The sequence below is a fragment of the Nitrospirota bacterium genome (assembly GCA_004296885.1).
GTDB lineage: Bacteria > Nitrospirota > Nitrospiria > Nitrospirales > Nitrospiraceae > SYGV01.
This window is the reverse complement of sequence record SCVN01000019.1, coordinates 15832-41791: the sequence shown is the minus strand read 5'-3', so window position 1 is coordinate 41791 and position 25960 is coordinate 15832. Positions and strand designations below refer to the sequence as shown.

Genomic DNA, 25960 nt, shown 5'->3' with positions numbered 1-25960 from the left:
GCTTACTCCTGATACGTGACGAGACTCGCCAGCTTGTTGAACCCCGAATCCAGAATGACTCCCACGACGCCCACAACCAAGATCGCAAAGATCACCCCGGCGATATCCAGGTTGTTCCATTCGATCCAACTCAAATAGCCCACTCCCAGCTCGCCCAGAAGCATTTCGGCCGGCACGACCGCCACAAGCGCACTGCCGAACGAGATGCGCAGACCGTTGACGATAGTCGGCGCCGCCCCAGGAAGAATGACCTTGTACAACCGCTTGGCCCAAGACAGTTGAAGAATGGCCGCCACGTGCAAGTAGTCCTTACGCAGGGAATTGACCCCGAACGCCGTCGTGGCCAGAGTCGGCCAGAGCGCCGCCATGAACACAACCAGCACCGCCGTCCACTTCGGGTCCTTCACCGTGTACAGCAACAACGGCATCCAGGCGAGCGGCGAAATCGGCTTGAGTATCTGGATGAAGGGATTGACCGCCTGAAAGAGCACCTTGTTGAGTCCCAGCAGGATCCCGAGCGTGATGGCCACCACCGAGGCCGCCAGAAAACCGGCTCCGAAACGGGTCACCGTGTAGAGTACCAGGTAAGCGATCCCGTGATCATTCGTGCCCTTCTTCACAAACGCCTCGGCCAATTCGGTCCTGGTCTTCTCCAGCACCGCCAGAGGCCCGGGCACCCCTTTCACCTTTTCTTTCTCGGGATTCCAGGCGTATCCCCCATCGGCGGTCTGCATAATGTCGCCATTGAACTCCATCGTGTGAAGCTGGTCTTCGGTCAATCCTGCGGGATCAAACGCAGGCCGCAGCGTGAAGAGGTGCCAGGCCGCTACAAATACGACCAGCATCGACACGGAGATCAGTACCGCGTCCTTTGAGTTCCCCGCCTGCCCTTGCAATCTTGCCATGCCTGCCTCTTTTCTTCGACGCTCATTCAATCGAGGAGCGCTGGGTGCGGTCGTCCCCATTTCGTTGCATGCAAAAAACACCGGACACCCAGCATGCTCCGGTCGTGTCGATACGAGAGGTACGCGACGCGGCGGCCGAGCCACGCCATTTTCATGCCATGCTGTGAATCTTGAAGCTTTTGACGTAAGCCTCGGCCTGGTTCGGATCGAACGCCTTGCCCATGATGGTATGGGTCATGGATGTCGCCTTATGAGTGGGATAGCCCAGCTCTTTGGCAATGCGATCGCAGTCTGCCGCCAGATAGACCTGCTCGGCTACCGCCTTATAGTTCACATCCCCCTTGAGATGCCCCCATCGCTTCATCTGGGTCAGAATCCAGACCGCCATCGAGTGCCAGGGATAGGGATCAAAGTCGATTCGCTCCGGCACCTTCTTGATGTTGCCGAGTCCGTCGGCGTAGGTACCGGTCAGCACCTGTTCCAAGACGGTGACCGGCTGATTCAGGTAGTTGGTCGGAGCGATCGCGGTTGCGATCTCCTTCCGGTGGACGGGATTGGAGGCATAGTGCGTCGCATCCACGATTGCCCGCCACATGGCGTGAAACGTGTTGGGGTATTGCGTGGCAAAGTCCTTCGTCACCGTAAAGGCGCAGCAAGGATGACGATCCCAAATCTCCCGCGAAAGCATGAAGAGAAAACCGACATTTTCATACACGGCCCGCTGATTGAAGGGGTCCGGACCCAGGTATCCGTCCACGTTGCCGGCTTTCAAGTTCGCGACCATTTCGGGAGGCGGCACGATGCGAATCTGCACGTCCTTGTCCGGGTGGACGCCTCCCTCCGCCAGGAAGTAGCGGAGCAGGTAATTATGCATGGAGAAATCAAATGGCACACAGAAGCGGAATCCCTTCATGTCGGCCGCTGTTTTGACGCCCTTGTGCTTGATGTGCAGAGTGATGGCCTGCCCATTGATGTTCTCCACCGCGGGCATGTACATCGGGGTCGGCATGGACCCGGCTCCCAGCGTCATGGCAAGCGGCATGGGGGTGAGCATGTGCGCCGCATCCACCTCTTTGTTCACCGCCCAATCGCGGATCATGGCCCAGCCCGCCGCACGTTTGACCGACGCGTTCAAACCATGCTTTTTGTAGAACCCGAGCGGCTCCGCCATGATGATCGGCGTGCCGCAGGTGATCGGAATAAATCCGATGCTGACATCTTTCTTCTCGGGCTTACCCGCAGGATCGGCGGCGAATGCCTTGAGCTGGGCCAAGGGAAACACTTCGCCGATCACTGCCGCCAATGCGGCGCCCCCCATGCCGGCCAGGAACTGCCGCCGGCTCGGTCCCGCCGCCTCCAACACCGCGGCGGCGACCGCCCGTTCAACTGTCCGTTCGAGATAGGCTTCGGCGGACGGTTGCTTTACGTCGACCATGTGCGCACTGACTTCTCGGCGCGACCGCGACTGTGGTGTCATAGCTATCTCCTTCTCTGACATCGAGGCCATACGTGCATCCGACTTGCTTGGTTAGGGCTCGTTCCGAGATGCTTCGACGATTCCGTATTTTTTTATCTTATACGCCACCTGCCTGGGCGTAATCCGCAACACCCTCGCCGCGCGCGCCTGCACCCACCCCACCCGTTCCAGGGCATCCAGGAGCCGCTGACGCTCCAGGCCCTGGATGCTCTCATCCAGTCCCTTCCTGATCGAATGACCCTGAACCGTTTTCTCTCTTCCCACTCCGGTGACATGCTCCATGTCGGCAAAGTAGCCTCGAAGCGAGGATGGCACGGAGTCGAGCGTTACGAGATCGGCGCGGGGCTCCGTCATCACCACCAACCGCTCCACGCAGTTTTGCAACTCCCGGACGTTACCCGGCCATTCATACTGGGTCATCAACGCCATCAGATCCCGTCCCAGGCGAACGTGGCGGCCGTTCTCTCGGTTGAAGCGATCCAGAAAATGATCGATCAATAGAGGAATATCGCCTATCCGTTCTCGCAACGGGGGAAGCGTCACCGGCACGACGTTCAGCCGGTAATAGAGGTCCTCCCGGAACGTCCCAGCCCGCACCATCGCCTCCAGGTCGCGGTGGGTGGCCGAAATCAGCCGGACATCCACCGACAGCAGCCTGCTCCCCCCCACCCGTTCGAAACACTTGTCCTGCAATACTCGCAGCAACTTCACCTGCACGGAGGGCGGAATATCCCCCACTTCGTCCAGAAACAAGGTGCCGCCATCCGCCAACTCGAACCGCCCCTTGCGCTGGTCCACGGCTCCGGTAAAGGCCCCCCGTTCGTGCCCGAACAGCTCGCTCTCCAAGAGACTCTCGGTCACGGCCGCGCAGTGCAGACGAATGAACGGACCTCTCGCCCTGATTCCTTGCACATGGATGGCCTTCGCCACCAGCTCCTTGCCGGTGCCGCTCTCCCCCCGCAGCAAGACCGTTGCCTGGCTGCCGCTCACGCGACGAATTGCTTCATAGACCTCGCGCATGGCCTCGCTCTGGCCCACCAGACTCGCTAGTAAACCGGAGTTCCGCCCCGCTGCAGCGCGATGACGGGATGCCTCCCCTGCCGGCTCCACCCCCGCCAACCGGCTCCGCACCACCCGCAAACGTTCGTCAACCAATTGGATGGCCCGTTCAAGCCGTTGCGGCACAGGCCCGGAGTCGGCCAAGGCAGCCGCCACGGCTTCCAAGACCTCGCACTCCTCGCTCGATCGGCTCTCGTCCAAATCCGTCACCGGCGCCATGTTGCCCATGCCCGATCAGTTCACCAGCCAATACCACATAATGAGAAAGGCGCCAGCATGCTGCCAGAAAGAGCTTGTCTCTCTCTTCCCGGCAGAGCTGGCGCCTTTGCCAGACGAACGGCCCAACAACACTGTCGGGCTGCTCCCATACGTTGATTCGGCAGCCGAAGCCGGCGCCATTGCCGGCCCCGACTGCCTGACCTCACCCTCTATACATCATAGTAGAGAAAGAACTCGTAGGGATGCGGCCGCAGCCGCATGGTATCGACCTCTTTCGTCCGCTTGTAGCCGATCCAGGCCTCGATCAAATCCTCGCTGAACACCCCGCCCTTCAGAAGGAACTGATGGTCCTTCTCGAGATGATTGAGCGCTTCGTCCAGGCTGCCCGGCATGGTCCGAATCTTGGAGGCCTCCTTGGCTTCGAGATCGTAGAGGTCCTTCTCGGCCGGTTCACCCGGGTTGATCTTGTTTTCAATCCCGTCCAGACCCGCCATGAGCATCGCCGCGAAGGCGAGGTACGGATTGGCGCCGGGATCCGGGAATCGCACCTCGATCCGTTTTGCCTTGGGACTCGGCGAATACATGGGAATGCGGATTCCCGCCGACCGGTTGCGGCTGGAGTAGGCCAGCAACACCGGCGCTTCAAACCCCGGCGTGAGTCGCTTATAGGAATTCGTCGTCGGGTTCGTGAAGGCGGCCAACGCCGGCGCGTGCTTCAGAATGCCGCCGATATAGTTCAGGCAGAGCTGCGATACGCCCGCATACTCTTTCCCGGCGAACAGAGGCTTGCCGTCTTTCCAGATGCTCTGGTGCGTGTGCATGCCGGAGCCGTTGTCGCCGAACAACGGCTTGGGCATGAAGGTCACGGTCTTGCCATGCCGCCGCGCCACGTTCTTGACGATATACTTGTACATCATCATCTTGTCGGCCGTCCGAACCAGCGAGTCGAACCGGATATCGATTTCGGCTTGTCCCGCCGTCGCCACTTCGTGATGGTGCTTCTCGATCGAGATGCCGGCCCGTTCCATTTCCAGAATCATCTCGCTGCGGATGTCCTGTTGGGTGTCCGTCGGCGGGACCGGGAAGTACCCTTCCTTGTGACGGATCTTGCCGCCCAGATTCACGCCCTCCTGCCCCATGTTCCAGACGCCTTCGTCCGAATCGATGAAGTAGTAGCCGCTGTGGCTCGTCTGATCGTAGCGGGCGTGATCGAAAATGAAGAATTCGGCTTCCGGCCCCCAATAGGAGATGTCGCCAATCTTGGTGCCCTGCAGATGTTTCTCCGCTTTCTGCGCGATGAACCGGGGATCGCGGTCATACGTTTCGCGCGTGATCGGATCAACCACGTTGCCGACCAGGCTCAACGTCGGCACGGCGCAAAAGGGGTCCAGGCAGGCCGTTTCAGGATCAGGCACCACCAGCATGTCGCTGTTATTGATAGCCTTCCAGCCGCGAATCGACGACCCATCCAGGCCGGACCCGTCTTTGAATAGGCCTTCGGTCAACTCGTTGACGGGAATGCTGAAATGCTGCCACGTCCCGATCAGATCCACAAACTTCAGATCCACGATCTGCACCTTGTGCTTCTTGGCAAACTCCAATACCTCGCGGGGATTCATTCCGAGCCTCCTTTCAGATCGCCGTTACGATGAGAGTGATAAGGATGACGCACCCGCCTGCTGCCCGGCTGGCTCGCCGAGGAACCGGCCGACGTCGTCTTTGATCCGAACCCGAACCGTTTCGAGAAACTCCTGATCGGTGATTTTATGTCCTTGCCGATCCGTCACGTAAAACACGTCCGCCACCTGATCCAGCCTGGTCGAAATGCGAGCCGCATGCACGGAGAGCCCCAGCTTAAAAATTGCATGGGTGATGACGTACAACAAGCCCTGCCGGTCGTCCGCAAACACGTCCAGGATGGTAAAGCGATCCGAGGTTTCGTTGTCCACCTGAACTTCCGTGGGCTGCCGATGGGCCGGAAGCGGTTTGGAGGAAGGCAGCCGCCCTCCCTGAGCCACCAGCGTATCGACCGACGCCTCGCCCTTCAACACACGGATGATCGTATCCGCGATAATGGCCCGCCGGTCAGAAGGCGGGGCTTCGGCATAGTCCAGGTCCACCACCTGAAACGTGTCGACCACGATTCCGTCCTGACGGGTGACGATCTGTGCGTCCAGAATCTGCAACCCTTTGGCCGCCATCACGCCCGCGATTTTCGAGAACAGGCCAGGCGTCACTTCATCGGTCGTGATCACCGTGTATTCGGAGGTTCCGAGCGTCGCGTTGAAACTGTCCGTGACCAACACTTCTCCCGGGGTCAGCTGTCGCACCGTCGCCACATGGACCGCGATGCGCCCGGGAATGGTCCCAAGAACGTAGCGCAAAGGGAATTGCGCCAGTTGGGACTCGATCCAGGCCGGGTCCATGCCCGCAAGGCCGGCAGCGACCGCTTCTCTGGCCACATCCTGGGCGATGGCATCGAGGCGCGCGCCGCTGACAGCCGAAGTTCGGTCCCCCGACACCTCCGGCAAGGCACGAAGGTATAACTCGACCAGCAGGGATTCTTTCCACTTGGTCAACACCCCCGGGCCCACCGCCGCGATATCGGCCGCCGTCAGAACCAACAACTTGCGGAGCACCTCAGGAGTCCCGACCTTGCGCGCAAAAGGAAGCAGCACCTTCTCGTCGTAGGGGTCGCGGCGGAACGCCGTATGGGCCATCAACAGGTGCTGATGGACCAGGAAAACCAGCGTCCTGGTTTCCTGCTCATCGAAACCCAGTCGCGCCGCGGTGTCCTCGGCAATCGCCTTGCCCACTTCGCTATGATCTTCTTCCCGTCCCTTGCCAAGATCGTGGAGCAAGACCGCCAAGTGCAGCAGGTCCTTGCGTTTGATCTCCCGGCACACCTCGCCGAGCACACCTTGTTCCTGGCTCAGCGCTTCTGCTTTGCCCACGGCCAACAGACTGTGCTCATCGACCGTATACTTGTGGTACTGGTTGAACTGCATCAACCCCCTGACCGTGGCAAATACAGGGATCAACTTTTCCAGCAGATGAGCCCGATGCATCGCTTCCAGCGTATGGGCAACCGTTCCCGGCCCTCCAAGAATCTTCAGAAACCGACGGCTGACCTCCGGGGTACGGAAGGCTTCGCTTGAAACCGAGTCCATATGCCGGTGAATATCCTCCAGAAAATCGGTATCGATCCTCAGCCGTTTCGTGCCGGCCAACTCGAACAGACGCAGGAGCAGCTCCGGACTGTCCAGGAATCGGCTCCGCAACTCCGGAGGTACGGTCAGCTGCTGCCCGGTAATGATGAAGGTGCCCTCCAATCGGGGAGATGGAAGGAGTTGGGCCAGCTTCTGCCACACCGATAGACTCCGGCACCGATCCACAAACCGGCTCGAGATCTCATGGAGCCCCATGGTATGGCGGTAATACTGTTGCATAAACTGTTCAACCGCCAGCAGATGGGGCTGGTCCTGGAAACCGAATTGGGCTGCCAGACGAACCTGTTCATCAAACGTCAGGATTTCCTGGGCCATGCCGGCGCCGAAATGCAACATGGCCCGGATGCGCCAAAGGAACTCGCGCGCGTCCACCAAAGCCTGAAAATCCTGTCGGGACAGGATGCCGCGATCGGCCAACTCTTGAATCGTGGCGGCCTGATACCGGGCCAGCCCAGCCCACTGCAGGACGTGCAGGTCACGCAGCCCACCCTTGCTCTTCTTCACGTTGGGTTCGAGCAGATACACCGTCTCGCCGAACTTGTCGTATTCGCGGCGGCGCTCTTCGATCTTCTGCTCGATAAAGCGATCGGTGCCCCGCGCAACGACCTGGCGGAAATACCGGCGATGAAACTCCTGAAACAAGGCTGCGCTGCCGCCCAGAAAGCGCGCCTCCATCATGGAGGTCCGAATGGTGAGGTCCTCCGTCGCCAGCTCGATGCAATCCTGGACGGTCCGGACGCTGTGGCCCACCTGAAACCCCAGATCCCACAGATGGTGGAGCACTTGACTCGACAAGGATGGGGCGACTTGGCCCGCCTCCGGCCGATAGAGGAACATCACATCGATGTCCGAATGCGGCGCCAACTCCCGTCGGCCATAGCCTCCCAGCGCCACCAAACAGCAATGCTGGGAACCGGCCAGTAGCGTCTCGTCGCCCCCCTGGCGCACGACATTGCGATACCGGCCGATGATCAACCCGTCCACCAGTTCGGTCAACGCCGCCAGCACCTCGCCGCCGGACGCACCGGCTTCGAGCCGTTGCTTGAGGACCTGCCGCTGCTCCACGAGCAGCGCCGCGGCGGCATCGATCTCCGTTTCCTTCAGCAGACCGACCCCGTCTTGGCTCTCGGAACGTAGGGTCACAGCGCCCCTTCTCCCGTTTCTCCCGTGCGGATACGAACCGCCGCGCCCAGGTCGCGCACGAAGATCTTACCGTCCCCGATGCTCCCCGTCTTGGCGCTGCGGGTAATAGTCTCGAGCACGCGCGGCACTTGGGCGTCGGTCACCGCCACCTCGATTTTCACCTTTGGAACGAATTCGATGGTGTATTCCGTGCCGCGATAGGTTTCCTTATGCCCCTTCTGCCTGCCGAATCCCTTGACCTCGGTGACGGTCATCCCCTGGACACCGATCTCCAGCAAGGCATCCTTGACCTCGTCCAGCTTGAACGGCTTGATGATCGCTTCGACTAGTTTCATACCCGCCTCCTCACGCTCATCGCGAGCAGCCCCGGTTACGAGTAGGCTCGCTCATTATGCTGGCTGAGATCCAAACCCGTGGCTTCTTGCTCGGGGGTGATACGCAACCCCATTGAGCCATCGACCAGTTTCAGAATGACGTACGTCCCGACAAAGGCATACAACGCCACCGCCACCACCGTGATGCTTTGCACACCGACCTGGGCAGGATTGCCGAAGAAGAGACCGTCTGCAGCGGCTGGATTCAACCCTTTGGAGGCCACAAACCCGGTCGCCAAGACGCCGATAATCCCCCCGATTCCGTGGATCCCGACGACGTCGAGGGCGTCATCATAGCCGATCCGGCCCTTCCAAACAATGGCGAAATAGCAGAGCCCCCCGGCGACAATTCCGATCACCATGGCCCACATGGGCCCGATATACCCGGCAGCCCCGGTCACCGCGGCCAGACCGGCCACCGCCCCGCTGGCCACGCCCAGCACGGTGGGCTTGCCCCGATGCATCCACTCGACGGTCATCCAGGACAACGCCGACGCGGCCGCCGCGACTTGGGTGGCAATCAATGCTCCCATGGCCACGGCATTGGCCCCCCTGGCGCTTCCCCCGTTAAAGCCGAACCAGCCGAACCAAAGCAATCCGGTCCCCAGGAGCACAAAGGGCAGGTTGTGCGGGGGCATATAGTCGGTTCTCCAGCCCCGACGGCGGCCCACCGCCAAGGCACAGGCCAGGGCAGAAGCCCCGGCGCTGATATGAACAACCGCTCCTCCGGCAAAATCCAGCCCCCCCATCTTGCTCAACCATCCCCCGCCCCAGATCCAATGGGCCAGGGGCGCATAGATGAAAATCGACCACAAAGAGGTAAACAGCAGCACCGCGCTGAAACGGATTCGCTCGGCAAAGGCCCCGGTGATCAAGGCCGGCGTGAGCGCCGCCAGCATCAGCTGAAACAACATGAACACCCCGTGCGGGATGGTCGCTCCGTAGAGGGGATGGGGCTGGGCCCCGACCCCGCTCAATCCGGCCCAATCCAGGCTGCCGATCACGCCGCCTCGATCGGGACCAAAGGCCAGGCTGTACCCGAAGAGGACCCAGATCACGGTCACCAGGCACAGAACGATGAAACTGTGCATGACCGTACTCAGGACGTTTTTGCTGCGGACGAGCCCCCCATAAAACAGGGCCAAGCCCGGCACGATCATGACCAAGACCAACGCCGTAGATGCCAGCATCCAGGCCGTATCCCCGCTGTTCATCGTCGGGCCAGCCTGAGCCCAGGCTGGGACTGCCGCCAGCAGTCCCCCCAGACCGGCAGCCGGAACCAGGACTCCATATCCCGTCGTTCGTCTCACGTCCCCTCCTTGCCGACTTGGCCGAGGAATTCCGTCACCATGACCAAGCCCATCCGGCTCTTGTCCCAGGTTAACGCCCTCGATAGCCATTCGTGATCGGCATGCGGCGATCCTTGCCGAAGGCTCGATGCGTGATCTTGATCCCGATCGGCGCCTGACGTCGCTTGTACTCGCTCCCATCCACCAACCGGATCACCCGGCGGACGGTGTCCGGCTCGAACCCCATCGCGGTGATCTCTTCCGCCGACTTGTCTTCTTCCACATAGGCTTTGAGAATCGGGTCCAGCACGGCATAAGGAGGCAGGGAATCCTCGTCCTTTTGCCCCGGCGCCAGCTCCGCGGTCGGCGCCCGCTCGATGGTCCGCTTGGGAATAACCGCGTCTGCTGATGCCCGACGATTGCGCAAACGGGCAAGGTCATAGACCATCGTCTTCGGGACGTCTTTGATCACCGCAAACCCTCCAGCCATGTCCCCATAGAGTGTCGCATAGCCCACGCTCATCTCGCTCTTGTTGCCTGTGGTCAGGACGAGATAGCCGAACTTATTCGACAGGGCCATCAACAGATTGCCGCGAATCCTGGCTTGCAGATTTTCCTCGGTCGTATCGGGTCGCCGCCCGACAAACGACGCAGCCAAGGAGCTCAGATAGGACCGAAACATTCTGGTGATCGGGATGGTGCAGGTTCTGATCGCCAGACGCTCCGCCAGCTCGGCGACATCCTCACGACTGTCTCGGGAGGTATAGGGAGAAGGCATGAAGACACCCACCACGTTTTTGGGGCCCAATGCATCCACCGCAATCGCCGCCGTAAGAGCCGAGTCCACCCCGCCGCTGAGCCCAATGACCACCTGGCCAAACCCGTTCTTTCGTACGTAGTCCCGGACTCCAAGAATCAGCGCCTGATAGACTTCCTCCAAAGGATCGAGCGGAGCCGGTTCCGCCGGCACAATCGGCGCACGCTTCCTCGCTGCAGAGAGACCGGAGACGACGATCCGATCAACGTCGGTCATGGACCGTCCGGCTGCCCACTTTCGGCGGACCTGTCCCATGCGGGCACGGGCCACTGCTCCAACATCTAGATCGGCAATCAGGAAGTCCTCTTCGAAAGCCTTCCCGCGAAGAATCACCTCGCCGCCTTGATCCAGGACCAGGCTGTTGCCATCGAATACCAACTCGTCCTGCCCGCCGATGGTGTTGGTGTAGGTAACGATCACCCCGTTTTCCCTCGCACGGGTTGCCAGCATCTGCTCCCGCAGCTTGGTCTTACCCACGTGAAACGGCGAGGCGTTGATGTTCACGATCACTTCCGCGCCAGCCATCGCTTGGGTGCGGGTCGGTCCATCCGGAAACCAGATATCCTCGCAAATGTTGACCCCGACGGGGGTCCCGTTCAGCACGATCACCGGAATGCGTCGGCCAGGATGGAAGTACCGGCGTTCGTCGAACACCCCGTAATTGGGCAAATACCGCTTGCCATAAGAGATGACCAGCCGTCGGTCCGCAATCACGGCGGCAGCATTGCAGATTTCCTGTGCTCCGACGGCCACCGCTAAGGGAGGCGCGGGCCGGGTTCCAGGCACCTCCCCTTCGCTGACACATCCCACCACGGCGGCCAGGCCACGACAGTGCTTGACAACCTCCCGCAACGCACGCTTGGTATCGCTCAGAAACTTCGGATTCAGCAGCAAATCTTCAGGGGGATAGCCGGTAATCGCCAATTCCGGGAAAACAACGAGATCGACCTTGGCCTTTCGGGCTTCACGCAGCCACCCGGTAATGCGCTGCCTATTCCCCGGCAGGTCTCCGACGATTGAATTCATCTGGACCATGGCGATGCGAAACCGTCGCAAGACCGACCTCGCTCTATCCGGGACAAAAAAAAACGCCCTCCGCCCCCGTTCACTGTCTGGGGCCGAGGACGTCATCGTCCTGCTATCCGGCATGAATGGCGCCGGCTTACATGCACCCGGGAAACGCCCTTGTTCCCCCTCGCGCATTACTAGAGGGCTTATAGCACCGCGTCCGAGAACCTGTCAAGGCCTATTGAAGTCCCGGCTGCCGGCATGCCGCTCGATACCGATGGCCAGGATCACCGCCTCGGCGATCTCACGCATGGACTTGCGGGTATCCATACTTTGCCGTTGCATCAGCCGGAACGCCTCCTCCTCCGATATCCCCTTGGCCTGCATCAGACTGCCCTTGGCTCGCTCCACCAGCTTCCGCACCTCGAGCGCCTCCTGCATTTCAAAAGACTTTTCCACCAGCTTGGTGTTCTCGATTGCGATGGCCGCCTGATTAGCAATGGCCTGGAGAACCTTGATCTCTTCGGACGTAAAGGCGTGCGGGACGGAGGTATAGCTGTTGATCACGCCGACCGCCCGATCTCGAATCAGCATGGGTACGGAGAGCAAGGAACAGAGCCCTTCCCTTCGCGCCATCTCCGGATACATGTAGTCCCGTTCTTTGGTGACATCCGGCACGATGATGGACCGGCGCTCCTGTACCGCGCGGCCGCTGATGCTTTGCCCCAACTTCAGGCTGGGCTTCCGACGGTACTGTTCGCTCAGGCTCTGAGTCGCCATGATGCGCAGCTCCCCTGAGGCCGGCTCCAGCAACATGATCGAACAGATCTTCGAGTTCATCATCTGCGCGGTCATCGTGACGATCAACTGCAAGACATCCTCGATCAAGCGGTTCGAGGCCACGGTCTCAGAGACTTGAGAGAGGGTATCCACCTGGAGCGCCTTGCGGGACATTTCCGCATAAAGACGGGCATTCTCGATCGCCCCGCCGACCTGATTGGCAATCGTGGTCAAGAGCGCCAACTCGTCGGGCTGGTACCGTTTCGGCCGCTTGTGCTGCACGTTGATCACACCCACCACTTCCTTTTTGGTCAGGATGGGCACCGACACGAAGGCCTGATACCGGTCTTCCGGAAGATTATGAAAAAATTTGAACCGGGGGTCGTCATTGGCGTTGCTGGGAATCACCACGCGCGTCCGCTCACGCGCCACCCAGCCGGTAATCCCTTCACCAAGACCGATCGTAATCCGTCCGATCAGTTTGGGGTGGGGATTCTTTGAGGCCCGCAAAATCAACTCCTCGCGACTCTCGGAGAGCAGGTACAGCAGGCAGGCATCGGCCCTGGTCACCTCGACGACCATCTCGACGATGTGCCGCAGCACCACTTCGAGATCCAAGGTCGCGCTGATCGATTCGCTGATGCGGTGCAGCACATCGACCTCGCGCGTTTTTTCGCGCAAGGCCCGCTCCAAAGCCTGGACGGATTGAGGACGTTTCGTCGCCATAGAATTCCCGGTTAGGATCGCGCCTCACGCCCAACGCTCGCAAACCACTCCTTCACGGCAGGCCGTTCAATGGGGACGATCGTGACCCGGCCGACCTGTTCGGGCAGCACGCAGTGCAATCGCCCCTTGGACATCTTCTTATCATGCTGCATGGCGGTCCACAATTCCGAAAATCGCGTCACTGGCAAAGCATCCGGCAATCCGGCCGCGCGTACCAAGGATCGCTGGCGCGCCACGACTTCCTGGCTGCACAAGCCAAGATGCTTGGCCAGGCCGGCTTCCTGCACCATCCCGATGGCCACCGCCTCGCCATGGATCAACTTGCGATAGCCTCCCAGGGATTCCAGGGCATGGCCCACCGTATGGCCGTAGTTGAGCACACGTCTCCGGTCGGATTCCCGCTCGTCTTCCATCACCACTGACGCTTTGATCTGGCAGGAGCGAGTAACAATGTGCGCAACCCGGCTCGGCTCCATCGCCAGCAAATCATTCATATGTCGCTCGAGATAGGCAAAAAACTCCGCATCCTCGATCATGCCGTATTTGATCACCTCGGCCAACCCTGCGACCCATTCGCGCTTCGGCAACGTGCCGAGCGTTACCGGATCAATCAACACCAGCCTCGGCTGATGAAAGGCACCGATCAGATTCTTGCCCAAGACATGATTAACCCCCGTCTTGCCGCCGACGCTTGAATCCACCTGGGAGACGAGCGTAGTGGGTACCTGCACAAAGGGAATCCCCCGCACAAACAGGGCCGCGGCAAACCCGGCCAAGTCGCCGACCACTCCGCCCCCCAAGGCCACGATGAACGAGCCGCGCTCGAATCGTTCCTTGGCCAAGTTGTCCAGAATGGCCGCCGTCCAGCGTAAGGTCTTCGCCCGCTCGCCATCCGGCACCAGGATCACCTTGACCTGATACCCGGCCGCTTTCAGCGAGCGCAGCACGACCTTCCCATAAAGCCGGCCCACCACCGGATTCGTAACGACGGCGACCTTTCCGGAACACCCAATGCTCCGCAGTCGGTCGCCGATCTCATGCAGCAGGCCGGCCTTGATGACAATGTCGTAGCTCCGTTCGGCCAAGGAGACTTTGACGCATTGTTCAGCGGTGGAAGACTGCATACTTCACCTGTCGGCACAACGGGAGCGGCCCGCCCTCCCGGTAGAAGACGGGCTCAGAGGGGACGATACACCGAAGTAAAGTTCGGGGATGGTACCACAGCGCGGAAGAAACTAAAAGGTTTTGACGTAGGCCTGGTAGGCGTCGAAATTGCGCTTCATCTCCTCAAGGCTATCACCGCCGAACTTTTCAACCAGGGCGTTGGCCATCTCAAAGGCGACGACTGCCTCTCCAACCACGCCCGCGGCCGGCACGGTACAGATATCGGACCGCTCCACCGTGGCGTCAAAAGGCTCCTTGGTCTCAATATCCACGCTCTTTTTCGGACTGTAGAGCGTCGAGATCGGTTTCATGGCTACCCGCAGGACGATCGGCAGGCCGTTGGTGATGCCGCCCTCCAACCCCCCGGCATTGTTGGTGTGACGGACGAACTGCTGCCCTGGCTTGTCGTAGTAGATATCGTCGTGGACTTCGGACCCGAATCGGCGTGCGGCTTCGAACCCCATGCCAATCTCCACACCCTTCATCGCCTGGATGCTCATCGCCGCCATGGCCAATCGTGCCGAAAGCCGCCGATCCCATTGGGTATAGCTGCCCAGGCCGATCGGAGGGTTCGTCACCACCACTTCGAACACACCCCCCAGAGTATCGCCTTTATGCTTGGCAGTCCGGATCCGCTCGACCATCTGCGCCCCCGCTTCCGGATCGGGCGAACGGACATCGGATGTCTCTGCCTGCCGGTAGGCTTCGAGAGGATCATCGATCCTCTTGGCGACCACATCGCCGATTTGCACCGTATAGCTCAGTACCTGCATACCGAACTGGGCCAACAACGCCTTGGCCACTCCTCCGATCGCCACGCGGATTGCCGTTTCACGAGCGCTGGCCTTCTCAAGCACATTGCGGATGTCGCGGTGGCCATACTTGATCGCCCCGACCAGGTCCGCATGCCCCGGTCTTGGCCTGGTCACAACCTTCTCGGTAACGGTCGGCCCCGGTTCGGCTGCCATCACGTCCTTCCAATTTTCCCAATCCTTATTGGCGATCAACAGCCCGATCGGATTGCCCAGAGTGGCGCCCTTGCGGACCCCGCAACCGAATTCGACCCGATCCTGTTCGACGCGCATACGGCCGCCACGGCCGTACCCCTGCTGGCGGCGAGCCAAGTCCCGGTTGACGTCCTCAGCCGTCAACGGCAGACCCGCCGGCACCCCTTCCAGGACCGCCAGCAGATACTTGCCGTGTGATTCCCCGCCGTTCAAATACCGCAACATGGTGGGCGTCTCAGACCGGTTAGCTCTTCACGATGGTGGGGGTGAGAAAGATCAGCAGTTCCGTCTTCTGCACCTGCTCGGACTTGTTCTTGAACAGCCAGCCGATCACCGGCAGACGCGACAGGAATGGCAGCCCCGTCACCGTGTTGCTTTGGGTATCTTCGATGATTCCACCGATCACCATGGTCTCCCCGTCACGCACCAACACCTGCGTCAACGCTTCCTTCTTGGTGATGATCGCACCGGCCGTCGTCTGCGCACCCGGAGCATTCCGCGTGGCTTTGACCTTCAACAAGATTTGCTTGCCGATTTCCTTGGGATCCCTCGAGGTAATCTGCGGCGTCACCGTAACGGACAGCAAGGCATCCACAAACGTCGTCTGGGTACCCTGTAGCGAAGTCGTTTGATAAGGAATAGATTGCCCCTGCTCGATCTTGGCCTCCCGCTTGTCGAGGGTGGTGATCTTAGGGGCGGCGATGACTTTTGTCAATCCGAGTTGCTCTCCGGCCGATAGACGCAGGTCCAGAATGGCGCCATCGTCCGTCAGCTTCCCATAGGTAAACCCCGCGGCCGGCAGCGCAGCCACGCCGCCGACTGCGGCAGGAAGGTTCACGAGGAAGTTTCCGGTTTGGTTGCCGAATGAATCAGTACTGGCGGATTGTCCGCGAAAATTGGACACACGATGGCCGGTCAGATTGGCCAAACTCTGGAACCCCCACTGGACTCCGAGCGAACGGGCATAATTCGTGTCAGCCTGCACGATCCTGGCTTCAATCTGGATTTGTGGCACCTCCAGATCCAACTCGCGAACGAGCTGCGCAAATGCGGCAATGCGGGATTCCGTGTCCTGAATGACCAAGGCATTGCTGGCGGGATTCAAATTTAACTGCCCCCTGGGACTCAGGTACTGTCGAAGGGTCGTCTGTATCTCTGAAGCCGGCACGTTCTGCACATAGATCACGCGGGTCACCAGATCTTCGGCCTTGACCTTGGACTCCTTGGCTTTCGCCTCCTCGTCCTGCTGCTTGGCAATGTTGGACAGGGTGTCGATCCAGACAATATTGCCTTCCCGGATCATTCCCAGATTGTTCATCTTCAGCAACATATCCAGGGCCTGGTCCCAGGGCACATTGACCAATTTCAACGTAACCTTCGCCTTGACCCCTTCGCCGACCACGATGTTAAAGCCGCTGACATCGGCCACCAGGCGGAGCACATTCGTAATGTCGGCCGCTTGAAAATCCAACGAAATCCTCCGGCCCACATAGCGCCCTTGCCCAATATCCTCCGCCTCAGCCGCCCCCTTGGCCTCTGGAGCCATCTGCGCGAAGCGCGGCAGCGCCTCGATACGTACGAGCCGTTCAGGGAAGGGCACGCGCGCCGGCGCCGCAGCCTTACCGTTCTTATCTTCCACCTCGCCCGGGACCGTCTTTGCCTGCTCACTCTCACGAACTCCCGATCGCTTGGCCGTTCCGTCCGCCGTATTGGCGACGCCATGGTCGGCGGCGGCCGGCTTCGCCACCGCACTCAATCGGATCGACAGAGAATGGTCTCCCGGCACCACGGCATACGTGGACCGCTTGGCAAGATCCAAGACCAGCCTGACCTTCTGCGAATGGTGTCCGATGCGAATCTGCTTGAGGATCGGATGGTCCACGGGTAGCACTTGCAAACGCAGAGCAGATGCCACATGCGCCAGATCCACCACCACCCGGTCACGATTCAGCGCCCGCACATCGTAGTCGAACTCGCCATCCCCATGGATGACCACCGTCGCTTCCCCCTCGCCCCGCTGAACCTCCACCCTGGTCATAGTCTTGGCCGAGTTGTTGACTGTCGCTCCGGTCGTTTCCGATCCTGCGGAGCCTGCCTGGTCTGTCCCAGCCTCCTTGCCCGCCGCTCCGACATCCGCCGCAGCTGGCCCCTTGAGGAAATCAACAAACAGCTTCGTGCCCTCTACTTTGACCTCCGGCTCCATGGCCGCCGTGAGCATCACCAGCAACCGCATGCCGGGTCTGGGATCCGTTACCTCGCGCGTCACGACCTGCAACACGGGCGGCTTGTTCACGTCCAGGCGAGGCTGATTCGCCCCTTTGGCAAATCCCGGCAAATCCACCGTTACACTCGCGGGCGCAACGCTGGTCGAAAGGTCATAGGCAATCGGCTGATCCCCCTCGACCTCCACCCGGATGCGATCCCCCAAGTCGGTCACCCGGATCGGCTCAACCGCCCGGCTCCCCTGACCCGAATCGGCCTCGTTCGGGACAGACGCCTGATGCGCGCAGGACAAGAGCGCGGCCGTCACGATGGAGACAGCAAGCCAAGTCCGAATTCGCGGGATGTTCATTCGGAGCCTTCTTTCGCATGCAGGCGCTTCACGTATTCACGCACCTGCTTATTACCATAAACATCCGTAAAGCGCTCTTGCACTACGAGGGAGTTTTCCGTGATCGCACTGATGACCCCGTTGTTTGGCCCGATCTTCGTGCCCTGCCGCACGGTATATCCCTTTCCATCGGGCGTCTGCACCATCGCACTATACCCGTACCCGCCCCAGATAATCGCGATCAAACTCACTTCGGTCAGCCCGACGCGTTGGAGCGGCGGAAGATCCAGATTCCCTTCTTTCGTCTGTTTCTCCAGGCCGATTGGCTTGAACGGGTCCCGCCGCCCGGATGGATCATAGGAATAGCCTGCCCCGCTCTGCACAACACTAGGCGGAACCGGAGCGGTCACCGCTGCATTGTCGGACGGGATAGAAGTCGGTTGAGCACCGGTAAAGGCCGGACTGGAGAGTATGCCTACCATCACCCCCATCCTTCCATAAACCTCCAGCCTCCATCGGCTTACCACCTGGCTGCCTCCACGTTGTCCTCTTTCCCGCACCGGCTATTTCCCCGGGGCTGGTTTCGACACCGGTTTCGGCTCTGGAGGAGCCACATACGCAACCAGTTCAAACACGGTTTGAAGCACCACCCGATCTTGATCCACCTTGGGTGAGCCGAATTTGAGGTCATTAACGCTCATGATGCGTGGCATCTTGTTGATCCGATCGAAAAACAGGCCGGCCGTGTGATAGCCGCCAACCACCTCCACGCTGACCGGTTGCTTGACATACAGATTGGAGGAGTGGACCGCTGATATCCCGGGCTTCCAGAGCTTGATGTCCAAGCCCAGCCTAACCCCAAGGTCAGTCACTTGCTTGAGCAACGTGGAGGCCTCCTCTTCTTGCGGCAACTTCTCCCTCTTTTTGGCCAACTCTGCCTCCAGTTGCGTGTTGGCCGCGATCAACTCATCCAGATGTTTGACCTTGATATTGGTGGCCTGAATGTCCTTGTCCACCTTGTCGATGTCCGCTTGCAAGACAGCAATCCTGCCCTCCCTGTCCGACCAGCTCTCAAACAGCATGCCATAATTATTGTAAAAAGCCAGCACAATAAACCCGAGCATCAAACCCAGCAGCAACACCTTCTGCGCTGGCGGGACCGTGCGCAAGACATCCAGATTGACTTTCGGCAACTCCATGTCAACCCTTCGTTGAAAGGCTCAGCCTGAATTGAAACAACCCCGTTTTACCTTCGGTGGCAGAACGAGTCTCGCCCAAGCGGATCGTCGTGAAATAATCCGTACGCCGGAGGTTCTTCACGAACTCCACGACGTCGTCATTGGTTAACGCCCGCCCCTCGAGCTCAACGTCGTTACCCTTGACGGTCATGGACACCAGCCAGAGTTTCAGCGGATCAAGACTTTGGCTGACGAAGTCCATAACACGCACGGGGCCGCCACGCGACTTCTCCAGTTGGTCGATAATGCGGTTTTGATCCTCGAGCCGCTTCTTCTTTTGCTCGAAATCATCGACTTTCTTGATCTTCTCCTTGAGCGCCGTCAGTTGCTTGTCCTTGTCCGCCTTCTCCTGCGTTTTGGCTTCGATTTGAGCGTCCAGTACACCGGAGTAGTAGATACACCCCACCACACTGAGCAGAAGGAGCCCGCCAGCCGCGAGCAGCTCGAAACGAACATCCAGCAGTTGCGCCGCGCCGCTTTTTTTCGCGCGGGGGCTTGGCAGGAGGTTGATTTTAATCATCGATCACCGACCGCCCTGATGGCCAGCCCAACCCCCACCGCAGCTTGAGAGGACACCGACGCCAAGTAATCAGGATCAAACTTTCCGGCCGTCGTATCAACCTGATTGAATGGGTTAGCCAACTCCACCGTTACCCCCATACGATCCCCCAACTGCTGCATCAGCCCCGTCACTCTGGCACTGCCTCCGCACATCACGATTTTACTGACTTCCCCTTCCGGATTGGTGGACTTGAAGTAATCCACCGACCGGGCGACTTCAGAGACGACCTCCGCATTGACACCATCAATGACGGCCGCAACCGATTCCGGATCAAGCCCCTCACGCCGAACCCCAACCTTAGCGGCCTCTGCGTCCTCATACGAAACCCCCAAGTCCCGCTGAATCGACTCGGTGTAACGGTTGCCTCCAAGTGAGATATCGCGTGTAAACAGAGACATCCCCCCTTTGAGGATATTCACATTCATCACGCTTGCCCCAATGTTAACCAGGGTTACGACTTCATCGGGGCCGGTTTCATAATTGATTCCATACATGTTTTCGATTGCAAATGCATCCACATCCAGCACGACAGGACTCAGCCCCGCTCCCTTGACCAACTCGGTCAATTCATTGACTTTCTCTTTCTTGGCCGCAACCAATAGGATCGCCATTTGGGCCTGACCATCCTCCGACTGCTCAAGAGGATTGAGAACATGAAAATCCAGGTTAACCTCGTTGATATCGAAGGGAATATATTGTTCTGCGGCCAACTTGACTTGCCCTTCGAGCTCCTCGTCCGGCATAGGCGGCAGGGTAATTTTCTTGACGATCACGGAATGCCCGGAAATCGACATCGCGACATTCTTGAGCTTAACATTGGACTCCTGCAGCAATTCCTTGATGACCGTCACCACCCGTGCCGCATCCATCACAGTTCCATCTACAATCACCTCCGGCTCCAGCGATTTGATCCCGAATTTTTGGAGTACATACTTTCCCTTCTGCTCTCGCATCTGAACCAGCTTGATGGCACTGGACCCGATATCCAAGCCCAGCAGTTGCCTGCTTGGGCCGAACCAGGCTCCGACATCCACAGTCATCAACTGCTTGAGCGGTGCGGGCAGCTCCATTGTGATTTCCTCAAGCCACGTGATTGCGCGATTGAATGATCTGCTTGATTTCCTTGATATTCTGAGCCGTATAGACGCGCCAATTCCTCCAATCGCGTGGAGGATCAGAGATCAACCCTTCACGCTCCCACCGGAACAAGGTGGCTCGCGATACATCGAAGAGCTTACATACTTCGATGGTTTTGAAGCGGTTTTTTGAGTTTACTTGCACGATCATCCCCCGTCACCTTTGGTCGCCAGCAATCTTCCCCAGTAATTTGTATCGAGTAAGTATAGTCAATATATTTTTCCTGTCAAGCAAAGATGTCTCCATCTGCTATAGCAAGGCCTTGCCTTCGCTACCAAGATATTGGCTTGGAAATGGGGCAACTCAGGACTTGGCGAGGTCTCGATGACGAAGGGTAGTAGTGCGGCCAGCCTTTGCCAAGCGGTCATGCAGCTGCAAGGCAATGGCCACAGAACGATGGCGACCACCTGTACACCCGATTCCTATGGTGAGGTAACTACGTCGCTCCCGCTCGTAGCAAGGCAACAGGAACTGGAGCAACGCCTCCAGACGATCAAGCAGCGCCACGGCATCAGGGTCATCAAAAACATAGGTCTGCACTCTCGCGTCTTCCCCCGTGAGTGCTTTCAATTGGGCGATAAAATTTGGATTCTTGAGGAATCGCACGTCAAACAATAGATCCGCCTCAAATGGGACTCCAAATTTGTAGCCGAAGCTTAATAGAGAAACCGTCATCGGTCGTCCTTCGCTAAGCCCAGCCGATTGTTTCGCTACGAGGTCTTTGAGCTCATGTACGGTGATATCTGATGTGTCAATAATTCGGTCTGCGCGACTGCGTAGCTCTAAGAGTCGTTCGCGTTCGAGCTGCACACCTTCCAAAACAGGCGCATGTGGAAGTAGCGGATGTGGCCTGCGAGATTCCGAAAAACGACGCACCAAAATCTCGTTTCTTGCCTCAAGAAATAACAGTTCAACGGAATGACCCAGCGTCTTCAAGCGATCCAAATTGGCGATAAAGTCTCCGAAGAAGCCGCGCTCCCGGATATCAATGCCGAGCGCCACCTTTTTCACCTCACCTCCCTGCTGAAGACAAAGCTCAGCAAAGGTGGGCAGTAACGCTGGCGGCAGGTTGTCGACGCAAAAATATCCCACATCCTCAAAGCACTTGAGCATGTAGGTCTTGCCAGAACCGGAAAGACCGCTCACAATTATTAAACGAAGACTTTGCATCTACACCCTAGGGGGTTGCAGGCGACGGATCGATCAGTTCAATCGCACCACTGCCCAATCGATGGAGAACTTGAGTCCGCTCAGCGGCTTGGTTCTCAAATACCAGGAGCGCCCCTGCTTGGGAACCGAGTCGTTCGGTCGCCTCCTCAAGCGTGAGCCGGTGGAGTGAAGTCCGCACCAGCCTGACGCCAAGAGACCGCAGCGAGGGTGTTACGGGACGCGGGACTGGCAGCAACAGTGCCGATGGAGAAGCCTTTCGATTACGCCGTTTGTCCTTCTGCCGGCTGATCTGACGGCTGACCTTGTCCAACACCTCGTCGATGGAAGCATACATTTCTTTGGTAGAGGCCTTGGCTTGCACGGCCACCCCGTTGAGCGTCAGGACTACCTCCGCCGTATGCCGGTATTTTTCGACCCCCAGAATGACCTGAATATCGCCGAGCTTGGCTCCAAACCGCGCCACACGCTTCATCCGAATATCAATGTGCCGACGCAAAGCCGGCGTGACCTCCACATGCCGGCCCGTGATCAAGATCTGCATGAGCATCCTTTCGACAGCGCACCAATGGCCAGGTTAGAAAAATCGCTTCCGCTGGCTGGCTGAGGGAATGTTGACTTCCGTTCGATACTTCGCCACCGTACGCCTGGCAATGACAATATTATGGCCGAGCAGTCGCGCGACGATCTCCTGATCCTTCAGCGGATGGCGCGGATCCTCTTCGGCGACCATTTTGCGAATCATTTCTCGAACCGTGACCGAGGACAACATGTCTTCCTGTTCGTCTGATCGTTGCAGGCCGGTGTTGAAAAAATATTTCAGCTCATACATCCCCTGCGGACAATAGAGATACTTGTTGGCGGTGACTCGACTGATCGTGGACTCGTGCATCCCGATATCTTCGGCAACCTGCTTCAAGACCAGCGGCTTGAGACCCTGCACACCATGATTGAAAAATTGCTCCTGAAACTTCACGATGCTGCTGACGACCTTAATGATGGTCTTGTTCCGCTGTTCGATGCTGCGGATGATCCACTGAGCGCCGCGCAGCTTGTCGTCTAGATACGCCTTGGTCGCATCGGAAGGGTCCCGTTTGCTGGCGATTAATTGCTTATAATAGGGGCTGATGCGGAGACGAGGCAGGCCTTCGTCATTCAACACCGCTACCCATTCACCCTCATCTTTCACGACAAAGACATCCGGCACAACCACATAGTTGTCGGAAACGAAGTATGGCCGACCCGGCTTGGGCTCAAGCCCTTCGATGACCCGTACGGCCTGAAGCACCTCCTCCGTCGTGACATCGAGGGCCTTGGCAATGCGCCCGTAGTGTTTTTTTTCAAGATCCTGCAAGTGGTTGGTGATAATGGCTTCCAGCAATCCTGGAGAAGCGCGGTGACTCCCCCTAAATGCGCGCCCCAGAAACCGTAACTGGATGAATAGGCACTCGCGCAGGTCTCGTGCCGCCACACCGGCCGGGTCAAAAGTCTGAATCTGGTCCAATACCGACTCGACGGCTTCAGGCGCTACCCCCGCGTCGACAGCCAGGTCGATCAGAGGGGCTCGCAAATATCCGTCTTCATCCAGGTTGCCGATGATAAGGCGGCCAATTGCTTTATCCTTTTCTGGAAGACCGGACAGGCCAAGTTGCCAGAGAAGATGGTCTTCGAGCGAGGTTGGCTTAACCGCAGTCTGATCATAGGAGGGCAGATCGTCCTGGGAAGAAGGCATTTCCGTATCACCAGCCCGACGGTCGCCGCCAAAGTAGTCCTCCCATCCCAGTTCATCACGGTTTCCCTCGCCCGGAACCTGCGTCTCCTCGGAATCGCCTGCGTCCTGAGCTTCCTTGGGTTCCTTCTTGTCCTGATTGAGGTCCTCCCCGGCTGATGCTTCCCCTTCCTCCACATCAGCCTGAAGCTCCTCCAATAGCGGGTTTTCCATTAAATGCTGGGTCAGGGTCTGCTGAAGCTCCAGCCGCGACAACTGCAGCAGCTTGATTGCTTGCTGCAGCTGCGGCGTCATAATCAGCTTTTGGCTGAGACGGATATCAAGGCCGAGGCGTGGTTTCATATTCACTGGATCATCTTATTGCACCAGCACCCGCTACAACTTAAACCGCTCGCCCAGATAGATCGCCCTGGCTGTGGGACTATTGACGATAGTGTCCGGAGTGCCAGCCTCCAAAATGCTACCCTCGTTGATAATGTAGGCGCGATCAGTGATGGACAAGGTCTCTTGGACATTATGGTCCGTGATCAGGACCCCGATCCTTTTTTCTTTGAGGCGAGTGATGATCTGCTGAATGTCGCCCACCGCGATCGGATCGATGCCGGCAAAGGGCTCATCGAGAAGGAGAAATTGAGGGGCAATGACCAGGGCCCTCGTAATTTCCAAGCGGCGACGTTCTCCGCCGGACAGAGCATAGGCCTTGCTATGGCGCAATGCCGTCAGATCAAGCTCCTGCAGAAGCACCTCCGAGCGGAGAGTCCGTTCCCGGGGAGGCAGGTCGAGCATCTCCAGAATGGCCAGGATGTTCTCTTCAACCGTGAGCCTTCGAAAGACCGAAGATTCCTGCGGTAGATAGCCAATCCCACGGCGAGCCCGTTTGAACATCGGCAAACTGGTAATGTTCTCGCCGTTGAGCTGAATCTCACCCGCATCCGGTGGGCACAAACCCACCACCATATCGAAGATGGTCGTCTTACCGGCTCCATTCGGACCCAGCAGTCCCACCACTTCCCCGGCTTTAATTTCCAGGCTGACCCCCTTGACCACCTGCCGGCCCTTGAAAGCCTTGGCCAACCCATGAGCCTCCAACCTGGGAGCGGACCCAGCCAGACCGGCAGCCGATTCGCATGCGGAGGTCGCATCGGCTTGCATCAACGCCCCCCTCCCGGCTCTGGCTCGATCAGAACTCTCGATTCCCCTTCCACCACACTGCGATCCTCAGCCAGGTACATGGTAATGACCTTGCCTGTCACCTTGGTGCCCTTCTGCCAAGCAATGGGGTCACCGGTCAGCACAATCTTCTCCCCGTCCTCGTAATACACCGCCTTTTCGCACGTGGCCGTCCCCCCCTCTTTTTCAATTTTCACGCGTCCGGTAGCTTCCACCATGCTGATCGACTTGGATCCGGCCGTTGGCATAGCCCCCTCCCCGGCCTTGATCTTCTTCTCCCCCTCGGTTGAATGGACCGGGCTCGTTTCAGGCGGCTTTTCTCCAGGCATCTCTTTTGGCTTGAACGATACCACCATCGCATCCGAATGCACCACCAGTGCCCCCTTGATCAATACAACAGTCCCCTCGAAATAGGCTTTATTTTCCTGATTGCGGACCGTCATCTTCTGCGCCGTGATCGTCGTCGACTGGCCCTCAGACGGTCCGGATTTGACAGACCCAGTCTCTGCTGCAAACGCAGCAGACGCTACGAGCCAGACGATTACCGCCAACTTACCTGACCAGGTCCACACGCACATTCTCGAGCACCTGAAATTCTTCAGCATCTAGGAATCCTTTAAACCCTCGGCCACTGACCTTCAGCCCATGACCGGAGATAGTCACCGGGTCCTTTGTCGCGATGGTCCGTCGCTCATCCGTCCACGTCAGGTGATTGCTCACGACGGTATAGCCCCCTTCAAACTGCACAACAATCGGATCTACTCGATTGGCAAGCACAAAGTCTTTTGTCGCGAGGTTCACCGTCCCTTCCTCGCCGGTCAATTTCATTTCCCATCCTTTGGCACCGTAGAGTGTGACTTCGACGGCCTCTAAGACAGCGCGCTTCTCCGTCTCGAAGACCCGAGCCCGCTGGGCATGCACCTCCCATTGCACTTTTCCTGCCCGGGCTTGAGTGAAGCGGAACTGATCGATACCGGCATCCGACTTCCCAAGCACGGCTTGACTTGAAGCATTAGACGACGGCCCCGTTTCCACTTTGGTGCCCAGGAGGTAGAGCAAGAAGGAGACCAGGATACCAGTCATAGCCAGGAGGCTACGTCGAATCCAACGCTCCCACATGTTACTGTCCAAACCGTCGGTTTGAAATGCAATCATCGTTCGGGCACGATTTTAGCAGAGGGCGGAAGGCAAGTAAACAAACGCCCTGC

23 protein-coding genes are annotated in these 25960 nt (G+C 58.7%); all 23 read right to left on the bottom strand.

What is annotated here, in order from left to right:
- Positions 1-2: 2 nt before the first annotated feature.
- The 23 genes from EPO61_11690 to lptC all read right to left on the bottom strand — a co-directional run bounded on the left by EPO61_11690 (position 3) and on the right by lptC (position 25907).
- On the bottom strand, positions 3-905 hold the full coding sequence (locus EPO61_11690; protein ID TAJ07785.1) for an ABC transporter permease subunit: 903 nt from the start codon (positions 903-905) through the stop codon (positions 3-5).
- Positions 906-1056: 151 nt separating this feature from the next.
- Entirely contained in the window at positions 1057-2412 is a 1356-nt protein-coding gene (locus EPO61_11685) for a nitrate ABC transporter substrate-binding protein (GenBank protein ID TAJ07784.1), read from the bottom strand.
- A 21-nt stretch (positions 2413-2433) separates the two neighbouring features.
- Complete coding sequence (locus EPO61_11680) at positions 2434-3669, bottom strand: nif-specific transcriptional activator NifA (protein ID TAJ07783.1); 1236 nt, start codon at positions 3667-3669, stop codon at positions 2434-2436.
- A 200-nt stretch (positions 3670-3869) separates the two neighbouring features.
- The gene (glnA, locus tag EPO61_11675; protein ID TAJ07782.1) at positions 3870-5279 is read right to left on the bottom strand and encodes a type I glutamate--ammonia ligase; all 1410 of its coding nucleotides are present in this window, start codon (positions 5277-5279) and stop codon (positions 3870-3872) included.
- 24 nt (positions 5280-5303) lie between these two features.
- The gene (glnD, locus tag EPO61_11670) at positions 5304-7997 is read right to left on the bottom strand and encodes a [protein-PII] uridylyltransferase (GenBank protein TAJ07890.1); all 2694 of its coding nucleotides are present in this window, start codon (positions 7995-7997) and stop codon (positions 5304-5306) included.
- A gap of 32 nt (positions 7998-8029) precedes the next feature.
- On the bottom strand, positions 8030-8368 hold the full coding sequence (locus EPO61_11665) for a P-II family nitrogen regulator (protein TAJ07781.1): 339 nt from the start codon (positions 8366-8368) through the stop codon (positions 8030-8032).
- 35 nt (positions 8369-8403) lie between these two features.
- Positions 8404-9621 (bottom strand): ammonium transporter, encoded by a 1218-nt coding sequence (locus EPO61_11660; GenBank protein ID TAJ07889.1) that lies wholly within the window; start codon positions 9619-9621, stop codon positions 8404-8406.
- Between the two features lie 166 nt (positions 9622-9787).
- Positions 9788-11569, bottom strand: a complete 1782-nt coding sequence (locus EPO61_11655) for an NAD+ synthase (protein TAJ07780.1) — start codon at positions 11567-11569, stop codon at positions 9788-9790.
- A gap of 183 nt (positions 11570-11752) precedes the next feature.
- Positions 11753-13027 (bottom strand): GAF domain-containing protein, encoded by a 1275-nt coding sequence (locus EPO61_11650; protein ID TAJ07779.1) that lies wholly within the window; start codon positions 13025-13027, stop codon positions 11753-11755.
- Between the two features lie 11 nt (positions 13028-13038).
- Complete coding sequence (locus EPO61_11645) at positions 13039-14151, bottom strand: 3-dehydroquinate synthase (GenBank protein TAJ07778.1); 1113 nt, start codon at positions 14149-14151, stop codon at positions 13039-13041.
- A 111-nt stretch (positions 14152-14262) separates the two neighbouring features.
- Positions 14263-15420 carry a chorismate synthase gene (locus tag EPO61_11640; protein ID TAJ07888.1) on the bottom strand — a complete coding sequence of 386 codons (1158 nt, stop codon included), beginning with the start codon at positions 15418-15420 and terminating at the stop codon, positions 14263-14265.
- Between the two features lie 22 nt (positions 15421-15442).
- Positions 15443-17770 (bottom strand): type IV pilus secretin family protein, encoded by a 2328-nt coding sequence (locus tag EPO61_11635; protein TAJ07777.1) that lies wholly within the window; start codon positions 17768-17770, stop codon positions 15443-15445.
- Positions 17767-18240: a hypothetical protein gene (locus EPO61_11630; GenBank protein TAJ07776.1), complete on the bottom strand. Its 474-nt coding sequence runs from the start codon at positions 18238-18240 to the stop codon at positions 17767-17769. The genes EPO61_11635 and EPO61_11630 overlap by 4 nt, the downstream gene beginning before the upstream one ends.
- 72 nt (positions 18241-18312) lie before the next feature.
- Positions 18313-18948, bottom strand: coding sequence for a hypothetical protein (locus tag EPO61_11625; protein TAJ07775.1), 636 nt, complete (start codon positions 18946-18948; stop codon positions 18313-18315).
- 1 nt (position 18949) lies between these two features.
- On the bottom strand, positions 18950-19507 hold the full coding sequence (locus tag EPO61_11620; protein TAJ07774.1) for a hypothetical protein: 558 nt from the start codon (positions 19505-19507) through the stop codon (positions 18950-18952).
- Positions 19504-20619 (bottom strand): type IV pilus assembly protein PilM, encoded by a 1116-nt coding sequence (gene pilM, locus EPO61_11615; protein TAJ07773.1) that lies wholly within the window; start codon positions 20617-20619, stop codon positions 19504-19506. Before pilM ends, EPO61_11620 begins: the two co-directional genes overlap by 4 nt.
- 10 nt (positions 20620-20629) lie before the next feature.
- Positions 20630-20836: a MerR family DNA-binding transcriptional regulator gene (locus EPO61_11610; GenBank protein TAJ07772.1), complete on the bottom strand. Its 207-nt coding sequence runs from the start codon at positions 20834-20836 to the stop codon at positions 20630-20632.
- A 153-nt stretch (positions 20837-20989) separates the two neighbouring features.
- On the bottom strand, positions 20990-21856 hold the full coding sequence (rapZ, locus tag EPO61_11605) for an RNase adapter RapZ (protein ID TAJ07771.1): 867 nt from the start codon (positions 21854-21856) through the stop codon (positions 20990-20992).
- A 7-nt stretch (positions 21857-21863) separates the two neighbouring features.
- Positions 21864-22403 (bottom strand): ribosome-associated translation inhibitor RaiA, encoded by a 540-nt coding sequence (gene raiA, locus EPO61_11600; protein ID TAJ07770.1) that lies wholly within the window; start codon positions 22401-22403, stop codon positions 21864-21866.
- A gap of 27 nt (positions 22404-22430) precedes the next feature.
- Positions 22431-23924, bottom strand: a complete 1494-nt coding sequence (rpoN, locus tag EPO61_11595; GenBank protein ID TAJ07769.1) for an RNA polymerase sigma-54 factor — start codon at positions 23922-23924, stop codon at positions 22431-22433.
- Between the two features lie 33 nt (positions 23925-23957).
- Positions 23958-24734 carry an LPS export ABC transporter ATP-binding protein gene (gene lptB / locus EPO61_11590; protein TAJ07768.1) on the bottom strand — a complete coding sequence of 259 codons (777 nt, stop codon included), beginning with the start codon at positions 24732-24734 and terminating at the stop codon, positions 23958-23960.
- Positions 24734-25357, bottom strand: coding sequence for a hypothetical protein (locus EPO61_11585; protein TAJ07767.1), 624 nt, complete (start codon positions 25355-25357; stop codon positions 24734-24736). The genes lptB and EPO61_11585 overlap by 1 nt, the downstream gene beginning before the upstream one ends.
- Complete coding sequence (gene lptC / locus EPO61_11580; GenBank protein TAJ07766.1) at positions 25305-25907, bottom strand: LPS export ABC transporter periplasmic protein LptC; 603 nt, start codon at positions 25905-25907, stop codon at positions 25305-25307. Before lptC ends, EPO61_11585 begins: the two co-directional genes overlap by 53 nt.
- Between the last annotated feature and the right edge of the window lie 53 nt (positions 25908-25960).

Excerpts from the sequence above, each read along its gene's own strand:
- glnA (TAJ07782.1), bottom strand. The coding sequence starts at position 5,279 with ATGAATCCCCGCGAGGTATTGGAGTTTGCCAAGAAGCACAAGGTGCAG.
- EPO61_11650 (TAJ07779.1), bottom strand. The coding sequence starts at position 13,027 with ATGGCGACGAAACGTCCTCAATCCGTCCAGGCTTTGGAGCGGGCCTTG.
- lptC (TAJ07766.1), bottom strand. The coding sequence starts at position 25,907 with ATGATTGCATTTCAAACCGACGGTTTGGACAGTAACATGTGGGAGCGT.
- EPO61_11635 (TAJ07777.1), bottom strand. The coding sequence starts at position 17,770 with ATGAACATCCCGCGAATTCGGACTTGGCTTGCTGTCTCCATCGTGACG.
- EPO61_11630 (TAJ07776.1), bottom strand. The coding sequence starts at position 18,240 with ATGGGGGTGATGGTAGGCATACTCTCCAGTCCGGCCTTTACCGGTGCT.
- pilM (TAJ07773.1), bottom strand. The coding sequence starts at position 20,619 with ATGGAGCTGCCCGCACCGCTCAAGCAGTTGATGACTGTGGATGTCGGA.
- EPO61_11685 (TAJ07784.1), bottom strand. The coding sequence starts at position 2,412 with ATGGCCTCGATGTCAGAGAAGGAGATAGCTATGACACCACAGTCGCGG.
- raiA (TAJ07770.1), bottom strand. The coding sequence starts at position 22,403 with ATGCTCATGCAGATCTTGATCACGGGCCGGCATGTGGAGGTCACGCCG.
- EPO61_11625 (TAJ07775.1), bottom strand. The coding sequence starts at position 18,948 with ATGGAGTTGCCGAAAGTCAATCTGGATGTCTTGCGCACGGTCCCGCCA.
- EPO61_11645 (TAJ07778.1), bottom strand. The coding sequence starts at position 14,151 with ATGCAGTCTTCCACCGCTGAACAATGCGTCAAAGTCTCCTTGGCCGAA.
- EPO61_11585 (TAJ07767.1), bottom strand. The coding sequence starts at position 25,357 with ATGCTGAAGAATTTCAGGTGCTCGAGAATGTGCGTGTGGACCTGGTCA.
- rpoN (TAJ07769.1), bottom strand. The coding sequence starts at position 23,924 with ATGAAACCACGCCTCGGCCTTGATATCCGTCTCAGCCAAAAGCTGATT.
- lptB (TAJ07768.1), bottom strand. The coding sequence starts at position 24,734 with ATGCAAGCCGATGCGACCTCCGCATGCGAATCGGCTGCCGGTCTGGCT.
- rapZ (TAJ07771.1), bottom strand. The coding sequence starts at position 21,856 with ATGCAAAGTCTTCGTTTAATAATTGTGAGCGGTCTTTCCGGTTCTGGC.
- EPO61_11610 (TAJ07772.1), bottom strand. The coding sequence starts at position 20,836 with ATGATCGTGCAAGTAAACTCAAAAAACCGCTTCAAAACCATCGAAGTA.
- EPO61_11690 (TAJ07785.1), bottom strand. The coding sequence starts at position 905 with ATGGCAAGATTGCAAGGGCAGGCGGGGAACTCAAAGGACGCGGTACTG.
- EPO61_11680 (TAJ07783.1), bottom strand. The coding sequence starts at position 3,669 with ATGGGCAACATGGCGCCGGTGACGGATTTGGACGAGAGCCGATCGAGC.
- EPO61_11665 (TAJ07781.1), bottom strand. The coding sequence starts at position 8,368 with ATGAAACTAGTCGAAGCGATCATCAAGCCGTTCAAGCTGGACGAGGTC.
- EPO61_11660 (TAJ07889.1), bottom strand. The coding sequence starts at position 9,621 with ATGAACAGCGGGGATACGGCCTGGATGCTGGCATCTACGGCGTTGGTC.
- EPO61_11620 (TAJ07774.1), bottom strand. The coding sequence starts at position 19,507 with ATGATTAAAATCAACCTCCTGCCAAGCCCCCGCGCGAAAAAAAGCGGC.